The organism is Aliikangiella maris, from assembly GCF_040719265.1.
GTDB classification, from domain to species: Bacteria; Pseudomonadota; Gammaproteobacteria; order Enterobacterales; family Kangiellaceae; genus Aliikangiella; species Aliikangiella maris.
The window spans coordinates 62966-80457 of the sequence record NZ_JBFDAH010000023.1 but is presented as its reverse complement, the minus strand read 5'-3'; the positions used below and the strand labels follow the sequence as shown (position 1 = coordinate 80457).

Annotated in this window: 22 protein-coding genes; 17 read left to right on the top strand and 5 right to left on the bottom strand. The window is 38.6% G+C overall.

The features are described 5' to 3' along the window. Positions 1 to 642 precede the first annotated feature (642 nt). From ABVT42_RS17540 to ABVT42_RS17480, 13 genes are all read left to right on the top strand, one after another. Complete coding sequence (locus tag ABVT42_RS17540) at positions 643 to 981, top strand: hypothetical protein (protein WP_353898050.1); 339 nt, start codon at positions 643 to 645, stop codon at positions 979 to 981. Between the two features lie 84 nt (positions 982 to 1065). Beyond that, on the top strand, positions 1066 to 1332 hold the full coding sequence (locus ABVT42_RS17535) for a hypothetical protein (protein WP_353898049.1): 267 nt from the start codon (positions 1066 to 1068) through the stop codon (positions 1330 to 1332). Further along, complete coding sequence (locus ABVT42_RS17530) at positions 1333 to 1581, top strand: hypothetical protein (RefSeq protein WP_353898048.1); 249 nt, start codon at positions 1333 to 1335, stop codon at positions 1579 to 1581. A gap of 97 nt (positions 1582 to 1678) precedes the next feature. Next, positions 1679 to 2002 (top strand): hypothetical protein, encoded by a 324-nt coding sequence (locus tag ABVT42_RS17525; RefSeq protein WP_353898047.1) that lies wholly within the window; start codon positions 1679 to 1681, stop codon positions 2000 to 2002. Positions 2003 to 2111: 109 nt separating this feature from the next. Further along, entirely contained in the window at positions 2112 to 2570 is a 459-nt protein-coding gene (locus ABVT42_RS17520) for a Tse2 family ADP-ribosyltransferase toxin (protein WP_353898046.1), read from the top strand. Beyond that, positions 2570 to 2794, top strand: coding sequence for a hypothetical protein (locus ABVT42_RS17515; RefSeq protein ID WP_353898045.1), 225 nt, complete (start codon positions 2570 to 2572; stop codon positions 2792 to 2794). The genes ABVT42_RS17520 and ABVT42_RS17515 overlap by 1 nt, the downstream gene beginning before the upstream one ends. A 1678-nt stretch (positions 2795 to 4472) precedes the next feature. Then, a complete protein-coding gene (locus tag ABVT42_RS17510) occupies positions 4473 to 4856 on the top strand; it encodes a hypothetical protein (protein ID WP_353895900.1) in 384 nt (127 codons plus the stop codon). A gap of 72 nt (positions 4857 to 4928) precedes the next feature. Beyond that, positions 4929 to 5306, top strand: coding sequence for a hypothetical protein (locus tag ABVT42_RS17505; protein ID WP_353895899.1), 378 nt, complete (start codon positions 4929 to 4931; stop codon positions 5304 to 5306). Between the two features lie 91 nt (positions 5307 to 5397). Next, a complete protein-coding gene (locus ABVT42_RS17500; protein WP_353895898.1) occupies positions 5398 to 5874 on the top strand; it encodes a Tse2 family ADP-ribosyltransferase toxin in 477 nt (158 codons plus the stop codon). Then, complete coding sequence (locus tag ABVT42_RS17495; RefSeq protein ID WP_353895897.1) at positions 5867 to 6088, top strand: Tsi2 family anti-toxin; 222 nt, start codon at positions 5867 to 5869, stop codon at positions 6086 to 6088. The genes ABVT42_RS17500 and ABVT42_RS17495 overlap by 8 nt, the downstream gene beginning before the upstream one ends. Before the next feature lie 159 nt (positions 6089 to 6247). Further along, positions 6248 to 6391: a hypothetical protein gene (locus tag ABVT42_RS17490; RefSeq protein WP_353895896.1), complete on the top strand. Its 144-nt coding sequence runs from the start codon at positions 6248 to 6250 to the stop codon at positions 6389 to 6391. A gap of 153 nt (positions 6392 to 6544) precedes the next feature. Continuing rightward, a complete protein-coding gene (locus tag ABVT42_RS17485) occupies positions 6545 to 6859 on the top strand; it encodes a hypothetical protein (RefSeq protein WP_353895895.1) in 315 nt (104 codons plus the stop codon). Further along, positions 6834 to 7004, top strand: a complete 171-nt coding sequence (locus ABVT42_RS17480; protein ID WP_353895894.1) for a hypothetical protein — start codon at positions 6834 to 6836, stop codon at positions 7002 to 7004. The genes ABVT42_RS17485 and ABVT42_RS17480 overlap by 26 nt, the downstream gene beginning before the upstream one ends. Before the next feature lie 185 nt (positions 7005 to 7189). Here ABVT42_RS17480 and ABVT42_RS17475 read toward each other — a convergent pair whose 3' ends face one another. Continuing rightward, entirely contained in the window at positions 7190 to 8650 is a 1461-nt protein-coding gene (locus tag ABVT42_RS17475) for a Ppx/GppA phosphatase family protein (RefSeq protein ID WP_367024166.1), read from the bottom strand. A gap of 221 nt (positions 8651 to 8871) precedes the next feature. Here ABVT42_RS17475 and ABVT42_RS17470 point away from each other — a divergent pair, with 221 nt between their 5' ends. Then, positions 8872 to 9465, top strand: coding sequence for a hypothetical protein (locus tag ABVT42_RS17470; RefSeq protein WP_353895892.1), 594 nt, complete (start codon positions 8872 to 8874; stop codon positions 9463 to 9465). After that, on the top strand, positions 9465 to 10103 hold the full coding sequence (locus tag ABVT42_RS17465) for an RES domain-containing protein (protein WP_353895891.1): 639 nt from the start codon (positions 9465 to 9467) through the stop codon (positions 10101 to 10103). Before ABVT42_RS17470 ends, ABVT42_RS17465 begins: the two co-directional genes overlap by 1 nt. A gap of 88 nt (positions 10104 to 10191) precedes the next feature. On the opposite strand, the gene ABVT42_RS17460 is transcribed toward ABVT42_RS17465, so the two are convergent. Beyond that, entirely contained in the window at positions 10192 to 11409 is a 1218-nt protein-coding gene (locus ABVT42_RS17460) for a pyridoxal phosphate-dependent aminotransferase (protein WP_353895890.1), read from the bottom strand. An 87-nt stretch (positions 11410 to 11496) separates the two neighbouring features. After that, positions 11497 to 12990, bottom strand: a complete 1494-nt coding sequence (locus tag ABVT42_RS17455; RefSeq protein WP_353895889.1) for an FG-GAP-like repeat-containing protein — start codon at positions 12988 to 12990, stop codon at positions 11497 to 11499. A gap of 231 nt (positions 12991 to 13221) precedes the next feature. On the opposite strand from ABVT42_RS17455, the gene ABVT42_RS17450 reads away from it, so the two are divergent. Both ABVT42_RS17450 and ABVT42_RS17445 read left to right on the top strand, forming a co-directional pair. Further along, positions 13222 to 13461, top strand: coding sequence for a (2Fe-2S)-binding protein (locus ABVT42_RS17450; protein WP_367024164.1), 240 nt, complete (start codon positions 13222 to 13224; stop codon positions 13459 to 13461). A gap of 456 nt (positions 13462 to 13917) precedes the next feature. After that, a complete protein-coding gene (locus ABVT42_RS17445; RefSeq protein WP_353895887.1) occupies positions 13918 to 15930 on the top strand; it encodes a methyl-accepting chemotaxis protein in 2013 nt (670 codons plus the stop codon). 58 nt (positions 15931 to 15988) lie between these two features. Here ABVT42_RS17445 and ABVT42_RS17440 read toward each other — a convergent pair whose 3' ends face one another. Further along, a complete protein-coding gene (locus tag ABVT42_RS17440; protein WP_353895886.1) occupies positions 15989 to 16774 on the bottom strand; it encodes a peptidoglycan-binding protein in 786 nt (261 codons plus the stop codon). 15 nt (positions 16775 to 16789) lie between these two features. Next, positions 16790 to 17422: a hypothetical protein gene (locus ABVT42_RS17435; protein WP_353895885.1), complete on the bottom strand. Its 633-nt coding sequence runs from the start codon at positions 17420 to 17422 to the stop codon at positions 16790 to 16792. Positions 17423 to 17492: the final 70 nt, after the last annotated feature.

Here is a 17492-nt window from a genome sequence, read left to right as displayed (position 1 = left end):
GGAAAAACACTCGAAGAATATTGGAGAAGGGAGCTTAAAATTGAGAAATGCTACTAACAAAACGCAGGAAATCGAAATGCAAAAAGACGCATTCGACTCAGCTTGGCGTTAGATTTAAGAGTATCAATTAAACAAGATAAAAGGAGGTTTTATATGTCAACTCTATTGAAAAAGGTCAGTTTACAATCATTGGGCCAGATGAAATTTGGAAGGTTTATAACAATTTACATGGTATATTTCGAGGCGGAGGTAATACACGGTCGCCAAAAATTGCTCGTGCAGATGGCCCACGAAGAAAAGACTTAGATGTTCGAATTGATCCCAAGTCTGGCCTAGAAACGGTATACCCAAATTCAACTAAAGGTCTCTCGTTTTCCGATAGTGTGGAAACGCTTGCCAAGAAGTCTTTAGAGGGTCAGGTCTGGGTTATTCCCAAGGGAAGTAGAATTCCCGGGGATTTGGTATTCAACATCAAAGATAAAGATCACCCTTGCTAAACGTATCTAGGCCAATGTCCGTAATTGAGCTTACTGCTTTGTTGACGGAGTTAGCGGCTCTAATGAAGCCGTGCGATATAAAAATAGGCCGAGACGGAAAAATAGTGGAAAAATATCCAGGCGTATTATTGAAGGTTGAAAACGCATGATTAAGCGCGAAGTATTAATGCCGGTTGAGCTTGTGGAAGAGATTTCACAAATCGTACACAATGAGGGATACGAGGCTTTAAAAGAGGCATTTTCTAGCCCAGATACAAAACCACCAATTTTTCTAAGTGATAGCGAGGCCGAAGCGCTAATAAGTTTAGCTGTTATCGAAAAGGAAAAAGCTAGGCTTATGTATCCATTTTATGATGATGAACACCCTCAATATTGTGAAGAGCATGAAGAGAAATTTGATGATGTGCAAATGGGTATATATGAAAAAACTATTTATTACGTCGAATCTGCTTTTAAAAAAGGCCAGTTTGATCATCTTATATAAAAAAATTTAACAAAAAGCTCTTGCGGAAAACCTACGCGTTGCTTCGGTTTCCGCAAAGCTTGGCGTTAGCTTTACAAGAGAGCTATGGACAAATACAGAATAGATAAATTTCCTGTGAGCTTTTACCTCAATCAGTTTCGAGCTGAGGATATTGAGGTTCTACCTTATAGGGAAGCTGGCTACTATCTAATAGAGAAAGGTGAACTTAAAAAAGTAGAGAATTCGAGTAAAGGAAAGGCTTACATTACAGCATTTTTTTCGGTGATGAATATGCTACTTGATGAATTCATTGGCTTGCTCTCTAAGCTAGCCCTAAAATGTCATAAAGTCTTCAAAAAGGAGGTGATGTAAATGGCGAACACTCGAGAACTGGAAGTAAGCATTAACGATTGGGAGGCTAGATACGTTCTGGAATCCTTGTTTAGAGAAATGAATAGATTAAAACTTATTAACGCAACCTCTGAAGATGAAGATGAAGATGAAGCTGCTGATGCGGGTAATGATTGCATTGAGATTTCGGGGTTTTATGAACGTCTATCAGAAAAGGCTGTCTCGGTCTTCGGTGAGCAAATTCTTAATTTCTGTAGAGACCCCATTTAGCTATCACAAAGTCAGGCACAGCGACGGTTTTTCCGTTGAGGCTTCCACTACAAAACCGCGTGTGCTTGCGGCGTTATAAACACAAATTGGAGAAGCAATGAAAATCAGGAATATCATAATTCTAGTACTGGCACTCACAGTGGCGAATTCAGTCAGAGCAACTATAGGCCCTGGTCATGTTAATGGGAAGATAACCAACATCACTAGTGTGACAACAGGAATTTTGGTTCGAATTGATTCAAGTATCGTTCCAGAGAATTGTACGAGTGGCCAAGCATGGATGCAAATAAAGCAGGAAAATACTGCGATGATTACTATGATTATGACTGCATGGACACTTGGTCGAAATGTCACGATATATACGTCACCGACAACATCAAGTTATTGTAATGTAATTCAAGTCGATCCTGCCGAATCGTAATTTGATGGTCACTAAGTTTATAACTAGACAATGTTTTTGATGCAAAACTATGCGCGAAAAATATCGGCGTTAGCGAGAATTTCCAGAATCATTAATAAAGGAGGAAAAGATGAAAAGTTTAAAAGATTTACTTATTGATACAAACGAACTAGAGAAATACTTCGATACAAGAGTCCCGGTAAATTTATGGTGCGCAAAAAACCTTAGTAGTAAAGACTTCATTTTCTCTATGGTAGAAGAGAAGATTGTAAGAAATAATGGAAAAGTGCGACCAGCAGATATAACAATCTACAAGAAAAATGGTATTGATTGGGTATCGGTTCAAGAGCGGCCAAGAGGTATTAGTACTTTTGATAAACCGAATGTATTTAAGCGTGGGAAATGGGAATATTACAAAATCCCAGCCGGAACTGATATACCACATGGTCTAGCTGTAGTGGAAGATGGTTATAATATAGCGCTAGGAGCCAAACATTATACAATTGCCCCGGCTTTCGATATGCCACTCCTAAATTTCAAGCAGTTACTAAACAGACTAGCCGCTGTATTAGTTAAGGTATCGGCATAATGAACATTAGTAATAATATGGCCCCTGTATTAATTCAAGCCATACAAGATGCCATAAAATTCAATCAAGCTCTGTTGGAAAGTGAAACGCTTAGGGATATCGAGGATCACGAAGAATTTTTGAATACTTTAGGCTTGCTGTTCATGCATGCCAAAGATGAGTATAAAAAAGTAGAAAGTGATACCGGCATTCCTCTTGCAGAGTTAGTGCCAGAAGAACGCTAACAAAAAGCTTAAGCGGACGCTGTAAAGCGCGNCATTCCTCTTGCAGAGTTAGTGCCAGAAGAACGCTAACAAAAAGCTTAAGCGGACGCTGTAAAGCGCGCCGCTTAGCTTGGCGTTGGTATGACTCCCTTTGTCAATTAAAACGTACAAATCCCCACCATATTTTTTCAAAGTGCCGCTATCTAAAAGTTGGATGAATTCAATCACAGATTAAAGCCAGTAACTTTCGACGGTTTTCATGCTGATAATCGTGGATTTTATAACACATGAATAAGGACAACCATAACTCGTTATTCTAATCATTTGGGTTTGATTAAATTAATATAAAATTAGGAAAAGAAAAGATGTTGGGGTTTTAAATTATTGGGTCGGTTTTATTTTGAATTTTGAGTTGGCTGTTAATGAAAATTCAAATTTCAAGCGTAGTTAGTTCTCAGCAAAAGCTGATTTTGGTAATGATTTAATGAGTCTTATTGTTTGAGTTAACTAAAAATTTGCTTATTTAAATTCATACCTTTAATAAAATGATTTTGCGCATTTTCTAATGAGTATGGGGTGTCCTGTTTCGTCTTAGTAGAACTTTTAGTGATTGCAATGAATGATTTGAATTACCCAACAGCTACTCAAAATAATTTGCTCTCTCGGCTTGCTTCATTGAGAGAGGCTATTATAAAAATTTGATGAGAGTGAAAAACCATTCACCAAAAATGAATGGTTGTATTTAACGCTAGCTTTCAAAATAACAGGTAATTGCATTTGCCAGTTCAGGGTGGGTGGTCGAAGACCCGCCTTGAATGGCCGCTAACTGAAAGGTTGGCGGTTTTTACTGACCTGCTTTTCGACGAAACAATTAAATTAAAAAATAATCGATTGATTCAGTTTTTTAATCAATCATTTTAATCAATTATTCCTTCGCAAGTCGGCTTAACCTTTTCCAACCGTAAGCTTGGTTAGACTATCATAAAAAGCCATTTTGTGTATAAAAAAATGGGCTGAAAAAATAAAAAAGTGAAATGACTTTTTATCTTTTATTTTAAAAATATTGTTTCTTTTTTTTAACTTAAACACCTTAATTAAATTATGGATAAAATGAATTAAAGATTATCTAATGGACTTAAAGTGCCAGTTGGATTTCTATTGAGTACATGGGTGTAAATTTGAGCCGTCCTCACACCTGAATGCCCTAGTAATTCTTGAGCCGTTTTTTCTTGTCTATCTTTTGGGTGCAGTTGTTTAACAAAGTCTATTTGAAAATTGAGACTTGAAATACATTGATTGGGTAGAGGAACTTTCTAATCCAGTAAACATCAGTTTTTTCTGTTTGGAGTGAGTAATTTAAAGCACGAATTTTATTTCTAACTTGGGTAAGTCGCTTGGGTTTTTGTTGACTATTCATGGTGAAACATCCTTGTTTTAGATTATTTTATACCACTTGAATAAGTCGTTACGTTCAAGCGATTGCATGATACATTGCTTAATTATTTTTTAACTGATTGAAAATAAAGTTATATTCTTAAATGCAATTGTTGTTTATAAGAAATAAAGCAACCTTTCCGCACTTTGCTAATCGGTTAATTTAAGGTAAACTTTTGAAATAATTAATGAATTTCAAAATGAAGTGAATGTCTATTGCAGATTATATTGCTTTGGTGCATTCAATAAGCGTTAGGCAACAAGAATGAGAAATTTACTTGGTCTTTTTATTTTGATATTAGCTTCATGCTCAAAACATGACGCTGAAACTCCATACGAAATAAATAGGACGATGACCGTTGTTTCAGGTGCCGGCCACGAAGCCTATATTGTAGAAGCATCGCGAGAGGGCTCAAGTAACACTCAGGTAATAGTCGACTTTGCTGGAGGAGAACGTGGAGCGGGTGCAGTTAACTCACTTGGAACTGAGCTCGATCTGCTTATTGAATGGAAAGATAACGAGACCTTAGTTGTTTCTAAACCGGTAGGAGTTGACCTATCAAGAAATGCTTCAGGTGAAGTGCTCCAATGCGGCGAGCAGAAAGTGGATGTAATTATTGAAAACTATGAAACAGCCGAAAATGCCTAACCAGATGCGGCATCAGATAAAAAACAATGCTGCGCATTTTTGCGGCTGCGCTTGGCGTTAACTGAATAAATTATGACACTACCAGAAGGCTGGACAGATGATATGTCTGTCGAAATTATCGAAGGAAAGACCGAAGAGCAACTTACATTTGCTCTGATGGACTCACTTCGTAAATCAGACTCATATGAATCAATGATCAGAATGTGCGTATCAGATTATGGTTTAGTTGAGGATGATGCTGATTTAGCAATTGATCGAGTTCAAGGTGGAATTGTTAGAGCGCTTACTGGCCTGATTGATAATCGTCCTGACGCCACAAAAGATCCTTTGGCACATTGTTCGTTTAATGAAGTTTGGAAGACGCTACCCAAAAAGCATTGGTGGTCTTCGAAACGAGAAAGTAAGGGAGTTTGGTCTGATTGGTATACTCAGAATTCAAACAACAGTTAACAAGAAATTGCAAAATATTCAGGTTAAACTACAACCTGAATTTTTGAATTGAGCGTTACAAACACCCATTGAAATTAAGGAGAGTCTCAAAGTGAAAACAATTGAAAATTTATTAATCTCAAAAGGCCAGCTTGATCGGATATATGTCGGAAGTCTAACGCTATTTCTGTGGAGGTCTTTACATAAAAATTCTAATAGCAAAAATCCGCTTTACCCAGACTTTGAAGAAAGAGAAATCCGTTCTGGTGTTCTAAGAGCACCGGATGTAGAAGTTGTAAAATCAGAAAATGGCGTAGAAATTGTCAAATCTCTTTTGGGGCAGGGAACATCTTTGTTTGATCGCACAGGTGCGTTTGGGGATGTGAGCTGGACATATTTTGAAATTCCAGAAGGGACAGAGATCCCTGTCGGTCTTATCATTACCAAAGATAGCTACAATAAACGCTTTAATGCTACGCATTATTCAATTAGTCCTAATCACGACATGCCAAAAACTCAGTTTATCCGGCTTTTGGATCAACTAGCGAGAAATGCAGAGTCACGGAAGAGGAAACTATCGAATGTCTGAATTAGCATTATCTACACTATTAGTAAGTATTCAGTCAGTTAAAAAGCAAATCGAGTATTTCGAGGGGCTTCTGCAGTCAGAAACAGTTCGGGATAAAGCAGAGATTCAAGAACTGCTTCTTACTTACGACCAAGCAGCTGAAAACCTAAAGCAAGCCTATATATCAAAGCGGCCCGCTGGTAGTAATTATCCTGAATACGAAGAACTGGTGTAAAAAACTTTGTAACAAGTTTGTTCATTTGACGTTTTGGTCTACGCTCCGTTTTAGGGGGGGCTACGCCACTGTACCCTAAAACTCCACTTCAACCAAAACGCAAATGACAAAGGCGTTAAAAAAACAAAAAATGAACACCTATTAAAAGGACTTAGTACCATGTTATTCGACCCATTCTACGTCAGATCGCGCAGCCGCAGGCGCTTTTTATTTGCCCCTTATTTTTTTGAAGCTAACCCGCTCGAATTTGAAATCAATACCGAATGTAAAACCCGTGACGATATCTTTATCAAACAGTTTTAATAGTGACTGACCGACGAACAAAACTTCCCGCAGCACCTCTGGCGAATTGTCGAAAAAATTGGTCATTACCACGGCTTAACTATTCAGTCCTGGTATACCGAGGATGATGTCATCGATGATTTAGTCCACCTCATCAAAATTCAAACGATTATAGTGTATAACTGTTTAATCAGAGATGAATATGAATTAGAGGGCTTCCTTGGTGATTATGGCTGGGGCGATAATCAAATCGAATACTTAGAGCGGTATCGGGCTGAAAATGGTGAGTATGATCCCAATTATTTTTGGCCATTGGAAGAGTATTATAAATTGCTCGATACCAATCCCACCGCAGCAGGAATTGCCAAAAAGTTTCGTGAAAAACATGTGCGGCGGGTGGAAGCTGAGCGACGGTTAATTGTAAATAAAGCTAAGCCTAAGGATAAAGCAGGTTATGATGCGAGTGTTGAACACAGGGAATATTGTTGATAATGAGCGGACGCATCGTAGTGAGTTGGGGAGAGATGTTCCAAACAAAGTTGATGAATTTTTCCATCTAGAAAAAGTTGGAGTATTGAAAGATGTTTACGCAGGTGGAGCAGACCGATTACCTAGCATCGTTTATGATGGCTAAAGAAACACTTTGTTCCATTATACTAATGAAGCTGGCCAATACTTATAGTGGAAATTCACTTCGCCTTTTTCATTTTCGCCTCTACTTGCTATGACGTAATGTATTCTTGGGTAGTCAGCTGCGAGTAATAAATAGATAATGTTGCTTAGGTTGCTGCTTTTATTACTGAAATAAATGAATCCAATTTATATAGGCCGATGATCAATGTTCAATTCGATACCTGCTTTTTTCCAGTACTTTTTTTCTAGTTGAAAAGCGTGAGCAAGTAATGGGTGATCGGCAAGCCAGTGTTTGCTGGTTTCAATATAAAACTGCGATTTTTTAAAAAACAAGCGGAGATCTTCACACTGATTAGTCTTGCCATTTTGCGCAATTAACATGACGAGCCTGACAACGAAAACGATTTGTATGATTTCCGTTTTTTCATCTGGGGTTAATTGAATGGTATCGAATATTTCAAGATTTATCTTACGACGATGATTCAAAATAATTGCCGAGAGAATGACTCGTTCTTTAATGGAAAAACCGCTGAGTTCACTGTGTTTAATCAAATAGGCGCTGTGTGTTTGATACTGGCTGTGGTTAATGGCTAAACCAATCCGTGCGCATTGTACGGCCCAGCGTAAAAACTTTAAATGATCATCGCCGGTAAAGCGCAGTTTGCTGGTGTAGTTACTGACCAGTTTATTGGTCACTCTTTTTAAAATACGGGCATGTTCTTCCGCAATACGGTAACGTTTTTTTATAGCATTAATACTGCGTTCGCGCACATCTTCTTTTTTATGACGTCCTAGCAAATCATATAAAATTCCTTCTCTTAATCCGCCACGAGAAATATGTAATTGTTTAATATCCAGGGTTTTAAAAATGGCTAGTGTAATGGCGATGCCTGGCACAATAGTACAGAGTCGATTGGGTTTGAGCCCTTCAATCTGCATATCTTCCATGCGAGTGTATTCTAGTAACTTTCTTTTTAAAGTGTTTAGCCCTTTTAAGGTAATGCCTTCGTCAGTTAATTGATTGGCAATGAGTATTTGCTCTATTGCTTTTAAGGTTCCAGCAGAACCAACTACATATTCATATTTTGAAGGTTTAAATTGACTGGCAATTTGAGCCACTTCATATTTAGCTGCGCGGTAGGCCTGTTTAAAATTATCTTCACTAATCATATTGTCTGGAAAAAAGCGACGAAAAGCGACGCATCCCATGCGCAAACTTTCTGCTTGTTTCAGCTTGAAATTTTTACCAATAATAAATTCGGTAGAACCCCCACCAATATCAATCACCAGATTGCTGGTTAACTGATTCAGGCTGCTCCATGAGTGATTGACCCCCAAATAAATCAAACGGGCTTCTTCTATGCCTGAAACAATATCAATTTCAACTTTATCGAGAATTGATTCCAGTTGCTCTACATATTGATTCGCATTTTTAGCTGCTCTAAGCGTATTAGTGCCGACGATTCGAATATTTTGCGGTGGAATTTCGACTATTCGCTGGCTGAATCGTTCAATGCAATCAAGGCCGCGCTGCATAGCCTGGGGGGCGATACCATTCTCTTTAGTTAAGCCTTCGGCCAACATGACTTTATCAGAAATTGAATCGAGAATTTTTACCTCGTCGTGTTCGACTGCGGCAGTAAGCATGTGAAAACTGTTGGATCCCAGATCAATTGTGGCGTAAAGCTCTCGCATAATAGTTTCTGTTCTCTTTGAATTGAGCTGAGTATAAACGAAAATAAACAATAATTGGTTATCAATCTCTCTATAAACCTTGCGGTTAATGCAAAAATCAACTAAATTACCGTTTGTTAACGTCGATAGCTTGCGATATAATCGTTCGAGATTTGAGCAATTAGAGGATTATCATGAGTACACATGGTAGCAACCATTTTAAAGCCAGTCTGGTTGATGACAACTTAGTATTAAAGTATGCCCATCAATTTGTTCTAGAAAATTACACGTGTGATTTAGATGAGGATGCCAGGCGGGATTTTTCAAAAAGCGAAATAGAAGCACTGATTGAAGGCGGCTTTCCGGTCGAGCATGAAACACCATCCTCTAGCCAGGTTATTGATTTAATTAGTAAAGTTAGTGCTGAATATGCCACCATTGCCAGCACTTCAATTGATACCAGCGAAGCGGCCAGACACTTAAAAGTTAATCCCAGTCGTATTCGCCAGCGTATTAGTGAACACTCATTATTGGCCATTCAAGGGATTGAGAACACCTGGTTGTTACCGCGCTTTCAATTTGATGATAACGGCAACGAAATTCCAGGTATGCGCCGCGTACTACAAAGTATCGATAAAGGCTGTCACCCCATTACTATCAATGGCTTTTTAAACACCCCGCAGGCAGACCTATACTCAGAATTATTAAATAAATCGCTGACACCTAAAGAATGGCTGCAAACCGGTCATCCAATTGAACCCTTGATTGAACTGGCTAAGGGGCTTTAATGGCAAAATTCCCACGCCCTAAAGTAGGGCAGCAATTACCAGAATTACAAGCAAACGATATTATTACTATCCCTTCTGAACGTATTTTATGGCGAATCTATAACCGACGCGGTGAGTATCCGGTCAAGTGGTATGATTTTCGTTATTTTGGGCCTACTGCTAGTCGCTTTGATCATCAGTTGAGGGATGCAGAGCAAAATAGTTTTTTGCAGGATCGTGGCATTATGTATGTTGGACATAATGGTCCGGTTTGTGTGGCCGAGTTTTTTCAGGTTTCGCGAGTGATTGATCGCCATTTTAGAGAACCCTGGTTGGTGGGGTTTAAGCCATTGCGCCCACTTAAATTACTTAATTTGAAAAGCCTGTTTGTCACTCGGGTGGGTACATCGACAGCGATTAATAGTGGACCTAAAAAACGAGCGCGGGCCTGGTCGCGGTTATTTTATGAATCCTATCCGCAAATTGACGGGTTATGCTATGGCTCATCGATGCATAATTATGATGATTCATTTGCCTTATACGAGCGGGCTTTGGATGCAATTCCTGAATCACCCCATTTTCATAGTGCACTAAGTGATAGGCGTATGGAAAAAATTCTATTTAAAGTCAGTGTCAACATCAACTATCGAATCGTTTAAACAGTGGCAAATTACACATCAGTATAATTTGCCATGTGACCGTTTTGTTTTAGCAAACTCAAATAAACTTTTAACTTTGCTAGTCAATTTAACTTTGACGATAATGGCTTAAAAAGTCACCCAAGGCTTTTAGGGCAGCTTCAAGTTCTTCATGATGGGGTAAAAACACAATTCTAAAATGATCGGCTGCAGCCCAGTTAAAGGCTGTTCCATGAACTAAAAGCACATGTTTTTCGCGTAAGAAGTCTAAAACAAATTGTTCGTCGTTGGTAATATTAAAACGTTGTGTGTCAATTTTAGGGAAGAGATACATTGCTCCCTTAGGACGCGTGCAACTTAAACCTGGAATATCGTTGACCAGTTTATGACTTAAGGTCATTTGTTGGTATAGTCTGCCGGATTGACTGACTAAATCATTAATACTTTGATAACCACCTAACGCGGTTTGAATAGCGTATTGCATTGGAACATTAGCTGAAAGGCGCATTGAAGAGAGCATATCCAAGCCCGCAATGTAGTCTTTAGCCAGACGTTTGGGACCGGTTAAAATCATCCAGCCAACTCGAAATCCGGCGACTCGATAATTTTTAGAAAGACCACTGAATGTAACACAGACAATATCATCGCTTAATGAAGCGATAGGGATGTGTTTATGGCCGTCATACAGAACTTTGTCATAAATCTCGTCACTGTAAATAATTAAACCATGTTCTCTGGCTAACTCAGTTAATGCCAATAACATGTCTTTTGAATATACCGCACCGGTAGGATTATTGGGGTTAATCAGAACGATTGCTCGAGTCTTACTGGTAATCTTTTGTTTAATATCATCTAAATCAGGCATCCAGTCAGCTTGTTCATCACACACATAGTGCACTGGGTTTCCACCAGATAATTTAATCGCTGCTGTCCATAAAGGGTAATCGGGTGAAGGAACTAAAACTTCATCACTATCATTCAACAGCGCCTGCATGGCCATGACGATTAATTCGCTGACTCCGTTACCCACATAAATGTCATCTACCGAGGTATTTAACAGTCCAAATGTTTGATAGTACTGGTGAATGGCAACTTTGGCAGAATAAATTCCGTTTGACGGGCCATATCCTTGTGCGGTAGGCAAATTGTGGATCACATCTTTCAATATGTCGTCTGGTGCTTCAAAACCAAAAGGGGCTGGATTACCGATATTCAGCTTTAGAACTTTATGACCTTCCTCTTCGAGGCGTCTGGCTTCATCAAGTACTGGACCACGGATGTCATAACAAACACCGCGTAGTTTATTTGAACGTGAAATTGTTTTCATAATATAGTTAAAAATAAATGTTCAATGCACATCGCTGCATCATAATGATGCCAAAGAAAAATTTCAAATAGCGAAATATGATGATCATTAACTGGCCGGTTTTGATAATAAAATCATAAATTGGTTCGTTAATTGTTGATCGTCTTGCCTGCCATAGCGGATCACAACATCTTGTCGACCATCTTGATTTAAATCCTTGATATCTACCAAATTGCCATCTTTGGGGAGTACAACTTTGTATTTAAGCGAGCGCCGTTCAAACAGTCTGTCTTGCGGTGTCCCCGAATACAGACGCAGTGTTTTCTCACCATCGGACAATAGTAGATCTTTTAGACCATCTCCATCGAAGTCTTCAAGAACAACTACTGGTGCGCCACTTTTTCCTGATGACAGACTAAACTTTAAATCGACTTCCTTATTGGTATTGGGTTTTTTATTAAAACGACCTTGTTCATCCATTTTAAAGACGGCAACATCCTGATCAATACTGCCAGATAGTAATGCACCAATAATTTGTGAAATGCCAATATCAAGGCTGGTGAGTATGACTTCAAGACGTTTATCCTGATCAATATCGACTGTTTTAAAGTCAATCGTTGTGCCTTCGGTTTTAATTAAACTGTCGGGAGTTGCCGAATAGAGCAACACGCCATTATCGATTCGTCCAAGAAATACCTCAAAACTGTTTTCTCGATCTAAAACGCCAGCAGTTTGACTGTAGCGTACAATCAGGTCAGCAATTTGATCATTATTCAAGTCAGTAATCTGACCCATTGTACGATATTGCAAATTGTGTTGATCCATGGTTTGACCGTCAGACTCGGTTACTTCCCACCACTCTAAAGCACGCACATCGATGGGTAATTGAAATCGTATTGGTGTGTCATTAAATTGAGCTTCTTGCTGTGAATATACTGTTAAAGCGCCATTTTCAACCAATACCAAATCGGGGCGCTGGTCTTGTGTCATATCAGCGAAAAATAAGTTTACCTGACTGTAGGTTGCTGCATCGTCTCTAATTCTGACTTTGGCCCTTATAGGGAGTTGCTGTAAATTAAACTTACCCGATGCCGATTGCCAAAAAAAATTAATCTGCTTAAAGTCAGCAATGATAATCTCATCTAAACCATCCTGATTGATATCTTTAACCAACTGTCGTTTGGCAAGAAACTGCGGATGCTGATCGAGATAAATTGACTGACAGTCCAAGCGTTTGACAAATTTATTGGTCGCCGGCAAATAGGCATAAATGGCATTATGAGTCTGAAAAATAACTTGTTGTCCTTGTTTGGTGGTTAATAAATCATAAGCTTGAAAATTCGCTGGAATGACAACTTGTTGTATTTGTTGAAGCTGGTTAAATGATTCGGTAAATTCAAATAGTGCCAGGATACGTTGTTTTTGTTGATTTTCTCCAATAGCGATCAGTTGATCTTTGTCATTAATAAGCTTCCCTGAATCTATTGGATGAGTAATTTTAAAATCAGTCTTTAATGACAGTTGCTGAAAAGGGATTTCTTTGGCCGCGCCACAGGAAAAGCTGAATATTAAAGTCAGTATAAAAAGCAGCGGTTTTATCATCAGTTAAGATTCCGTTAAATTGAATAAGCGTAATAAAATCATAAATTTGAATAACTCATTCGACTATAAAGTGATGAAACGGTTCAATTCAAGTTTTGGTTAATTAAATATGAACTGTTTGCAGCTTTTTCTGTAAAACTCTGGTATAAACGCTCTCAATAAATTAGTGCTAATTCATTCAAACACAGGCCTGAGGCTTGATGAAATTATACCCTTTTAAAAGCTAGGTGAATGATGGATATCGAACGCAAAAAGAAAGATCCGACTTTGGTTTGCACCTGTAATGACTTATACGTCGAAGATATTCAGGAAGCAATAGATGACGGCGAACAGGACTACGATGAAATTATGCAATACCATTATACACAACCGCGATGTGGTGATTGTGAATGTCATGTGCGTTATCTAGTAACCGGCGATAATAGTCGATGTGATATTAAAGAATTAGTGTGCGGCGAGAATAAATCTTAGAAAATCAATTGAACTTATCTAATAGTTGTTAAGTTTTTTCCTATTAAAGTTTTGCAAATTACTTATTTCCATATATTTTTATTGGTTAAAGTTAGTCAATTGAGAAAAAACACCTCAAAATAATCTGAAATTAATGGTACTGCTTATGATTAAATTTTGCCTTTTTAAAAGACAACATTAGATTGCTATTTAATAGCTTAAAGTTTGAGAAAATAATTTTTATCTTCTATATTCGATAAGGAGATAAGCGATTATTGTGATTGGTTTGTCAAAACTTTTAATTAGCTTTTACCGTCAACAATAATTTTTACAACGAGTTTGTATTTAAGCAATCATCATCAATTTTCAACATCTCTAAAATGTTGAGTTAACTCATCAGCAATTCTTTTTATACGAGTATTTTGATAACAGCAACCGAGAGTTTATATAACCTCGGAAAATTAGGTTTTTTATTATATGTTCAAATTCAACTCGATTAGAGCCGAGTTAACTGTGCTCTTGTCTATCGCGCTGGCTATTATTCTCATTGTGATATCGATATTTTTCATTCGCTCTGTTGCCCATGAAACACAATTGAATGTTGAACATGGACTTTCCAATGAGCTGGAAAAAGAGGTGCATAGCATCGAGGCATTTATTAAACAGCGTGGTGAAGTCGTTGAGGCGATGCTTGCTTCGCCATTTTTTATTGATTGGTTTAATAATTACTATTCTAAAGATCAAGACCTTTCGGAAGACAAAGATCTACCTCGTATTATTCAGACTTTTGATAATTTACAAAAACGCGATCCAGTTACAAAGGCATTTTTCTTTGGCGCTGCCAGAACCGGCGAATACTTTGACACCTTAAGTGGACGGTTTAGTGGGACACCTGACACACCCTATGATGCACGTACTCGTCCTTGGTGGAAAAATGGTATTGCACAAGATCGCATGTATTTAACTCAGCCTCAAATGGACTATAAAGATCACACGATTTTATCTGTGATTCAACGCACTGTGTATAACAAGCAAGGTGAGCTATTGGGTATTGCCGGGGTCGATATATTGTTATCAACCTTAAAACAACAAATTGAAAATCAGTTGAAATTTATGAATCAGGGTTTACCCATTGTTATCAATCGAGATGGAAGAACGATTATATTCCCAGAGTCTGTAGATATTGTTAAAGCCAACAGCGATATTGGCACCATTGATGGCATTATTGAAGATACTAATGGCTTTGCTGAATTTAAGCGACAAATGCAAAGTCAAGAAAATGGTATCGTTGAAGTCATCTGGAAAGGTGAACCGCATTTAATTGCCTTTCAACATATTTCGCTTGATACGCCTCATGTTGACTGGATGCTGGGCTTACTTATTACCAAAGATATTATCGATAAACCGATTAGGCAGAGTATTCTAAATTCTGTTTTGATTACTCTTGTCATTCTGGTTTTCATTTCATTGAGTATCTGGATTATTTCACTGAGAATTACCAGACCATTCGAAGAAGTGCTTGAAGCAATGAAAGGGGTAGCACAGGGTGAAGGTGATTTAACCGCGCGATTAGATGTGAAAAGCAGAAATGAAGCGGGCATGTTTGCTAACCAGTTTAATCAGTTTATTGGGCATATTCAGGAAGTTATGCAACAAAATCTTGCTACGGTAAAAGAATTAAACGAAAGTGCTGATAAAATTACCGAAATTACTAATAGCAGTACGCGTAAAGCTGTCAAACAGCGTGATTCAACGGATCTAGTGGCAACTGCTGCAGAAGAACTGAGTTATTCTGTTGGTGGCATTTCTGCCAGTTCTGATGCCGCTTTAAAATCAGCCGAAGATGCCGACAATCAAGTGAATCGTGGTGTGGCGGTGGTGGAAGAAGCAACCGAGAGTATTAAAACTCTAGCCAACACAGTCAATGAGTCGGCCAACATTATCGATGCACTCAATAATGACAGTGCAAAAATCAGCGAAGTACTCGAAGTAATTATCAGTATTGCAGAGCAAACCAATTTGCTGGCACTAAATGCCGCAATAGAAGCGGCCAGAGCCGGCGAACAAGGCCGAGGATTTGCTGTTGTAGCCGATGAAGTTCGCTCACTGGCCAGTCGCACGCAAGAGTCGACCGAATCGATTCGCTTGATTATTGATGGCTTACAAAAAAATGCTAGCAGTGCGGTCAATGCGATGGTTAAGGGTAAAGAACATGCTGAAATAGGGGTTAATAAGTCGAGTCTGGTACAAGAGGTATTACAGACAATTGCCAGCGCGATTTCAGAAATACAGTCGCAGTCAAATGAAATTGCCCATTCAACAGGTGAACAGGCGAAAGCTTCTAACGAAATTACTCAACAAGTTGCCGAGATTCGCAAACTGTCTGAAGAAACAGCTAAAGAAATTGAGCAGGTACAAGGTGATACGCAAAATCAAAGGGAAGACATTAAAAAACTGCTGAAACTAATTAATCAGTTTAAAATTGAATAACTCATTACATGCCTGCTTTGAAAATTCATTGCAGGCAAAAAATAAAACTGTAATTCAATCAGCAATAACGTGATAACTCATCTAACCGTGAGTTCAGTTTAATGGTCGTAATTGGCAAGCGAATAAAAGATTTAATAATCGATTTGCTGCGATTTTTGCGAGCAACCAATTTCCCTTCTCGACTGCCGGCATCATTGGTATTCCCTTCAATTGTTGTTACGGTATTGCCATTCACATTTTCAACAATACCAATATGAGAAAATTTAAATACCACGATATCGCCTTTTTGTGGCGAGAAAGCCTTTGAATTTGCCGGGAAAATGAGGCAACTATTATTTTTGGCCCAAATTGTTAAAAAGCGATTAACCGAAGCTTCTCTGGGCGCAATGATGGTTGAGAAATAAGGTGAGCGTTTTACCAATTTTTGCACACAGAACGAAACAAATGCGGCACACCAAGGATAACCATCGGTTTTACCATTAATTGTTAAGTCATCGGCTTTGAAAATGGCCAGTAATGCTTCACTGTCTCCTGCCAGATTATTCCCCGTTTCAGTCACTCCGAGATACTGTGCGGCAATTTCTGCGAGAGGTGCTTGAGGGGTTAACCTCGGTGTTCGCGTCTTTTCAACGGTAATTTGTGCTAATGCATGCCAGGTTTTATTGCCTACTACTCCGTCAGCTACTAATCCCGCAATTTTTTGAAATTGCTTTACCGCTTTTTCAGTTGCCGGCCCAAAGTCTCCATCAATCTTTAGGTTTAACTTTTTGTCATGTTGGTTCAGTAATTTTTGTAGTTGTTCAACGGCCTTGTCTCGGCTGCCTTTGCGTAAAACGGGTTTCATCAAATGTGCTCCTTGTTATGGCTGTCTGGTGAGTCGTATCCAGAAATCAGCACTGATAAATTCATTTTGTGAATCCAGCTCCAGCCACAATAAACTATCTGCTGTGGTTAGCGCTCTTAACGATGGATGGTAGAGTTTTTCATTTTGAATACATACTGGTGAATAGGTTTTTATATCGTTGGGTAAACCAGGTTCTTGATAAATTCTCGTAATATGAAACGTGGTCTGCTGCGTATTTATCGATGTTTTTTCAGTTGCAACTTTGACAGTTAATGTAGCGCCACCATTTTCCGAAGAGTAAGTGGCAGTTTGTTGCTCTGCTGGTTGATACTTAAAGTCCGATAAAGGCTGCATATCGGTTCCCGTTAAAACCTCTTGAGTTAGCTTAGAAAAAGCGACGACTGGAATTTGACAATGGCTGGCGGCATCTAATTCGGCTGGTTTTACTGGCTTATTTGTCGCGTTGCTCTGAGAAAGACTACTCGGTGAAATACTTGCCGTGCGTTCAATAACTTCCGGGGGATTCTTCAACGAAGAAGCGTTGCCTGCTGGTGTTGTAGTTATTGTTTTATCGGTTTCTTCAGCCTGACAAGCCGATACCGTAAATATTAGAGCAATCCATAGACTACGTAATATTAGATGATTCATTATCGATATTTTTCCATGTACAGGTAATTTTCAGGCGTTCATACTAATGAAGTATCAATAGACTGGTCAA

Bases quoted from the DNA above. Each gene is read 5' to 3' on its own strand.
- ABVT42_RS17465 (WP_353895891.1), top strand. From the start codon at position 9,465: ATGGCAAAATTCCCACGCCCTAAAGTAGGGCAGCAATTACCAGAATTA.
- ABVT42_RS17535 (WP_353898049.1), top strand. From the start codon at position 1,066: ATGGACAAATACAGAATAGATAAATTTCCTGTGAGCTTTTACCTCAAT.
- ABVT42_RS17520 (WP_353898046.1), top strand. From the start codon at position 2,112: ATGAAAAGTTTAAAAGATTTACTTATTGATACAAACGAACTAGAGAAA.
- ABVT42_RS17455 (WP_353895889.1), bottom strand. From the start codon at position 12,990: ATGATAAAACCGCTGCTTTTTATACTGACTTTAATATTCAGCTTTTCC.
- ABVT42_RS17515 (WP_353898045.1), top strand. From the start codon at position 2,570: ATGAACATTAGTAATAATATGGCCCCTGTATTAATTCAAGCCATACAA.
- ABVT42_RS17505 (WP_353895899.1), top strand. From the start codon at position 4,929: ATGACACTACCAGAAGGCTGGACAGATGATATGTCTGTCGAAATTATC.
- ABVT42_RS17540 (WP_353898050.1), top strand. From the start codon at position 643: ATGATTAAGCGCGAAGTATTAATGCCGGTTGAGCTTGTGGAAGAGATT.
- ABVT42_RS17460 (WP_353895890.1), bottom strand. From the start codon at position 11,409: ATGAAAACAATTTCACGTTCAAATAAACTACGCGGTGTTTGTTATGAC.
- ABVT42_RS17530 (WP_353898048.1), top strand. From the start codon at position 1,333: ATGGCGAACACTCGAGAACTGGAAGTAAGCATTAACGATTGGGAGGCT.
- ABVT42_RS17450 (WP_367024164.1), top strand. From the start codon at position 13,222: ATGATGGATATCGAACGCAAAAAGAAAGATCCGACTTTGGTTTGCACC.
- ABVT42_RS17435 (WP_353895885.1), bottom strand. From the start codon at position 17,422: ATGAATCATCTAATATTACGTAGTCTATGGATTGCTCTAATATTTACG.
- ABVT42_RS17495 (WP_353895897.1), top strand. From the start codon at position 5,867: ATGTCTGAATTAGCATTATCTACACTATTAGTAAGTATTCAGTCAGTT.
- ABVT42_RS17510 (WP_353895900.1), top strand. From the start codon at position 4,473: ATGAGAAATTTACTTGGTCTTTTTATTTTGATATTAGCTTCATGCTCA.
- ABVT42_RS17490 (WP_353895896.1), top strand. From the start codon at position 6,248: ATGTTATTCGACCCATTCTACGTCAGATCGCGCAGCCGCAGGCGCTTT.
- ABVT42_RS17440 (WP_353895886.1), bottom strand. From the start codon at position 16,774: ATGAAACCCGTTTTACGCAAAGGCAGCCGAGACAAGGCCGTTGAACAA.
- ABVT42_RS17525 (WP_353898047.1), top strand. From the start codon at position 1,679: ATGAAAATCAGGAATATCATAATTCTAGTACTGGCACTCACAGTGGCG.
- ABVT42_RS17470 (WP_353895892.1), top strand. From the start codon at position 8,872: ATGAGTACACATGGTAGCAACCATTTTAAAGCCAGTCTGGTTGATGAC.
- ABVT42_RS17445 (WP_353895887.1), top strand. From the start codon at position 13,918: ATGTTCAAATTCAACTCGATTAGAGCCGAGTTAACTGTGCTCTTGTCT.
- ABVT42_RS17475 (WP_367024166.1), bottom strand. From the start codon at position 8,650: ATGCTTACTGCCGCAGTCGAACACGACGAGGTAAAAATTCTCGATTCA.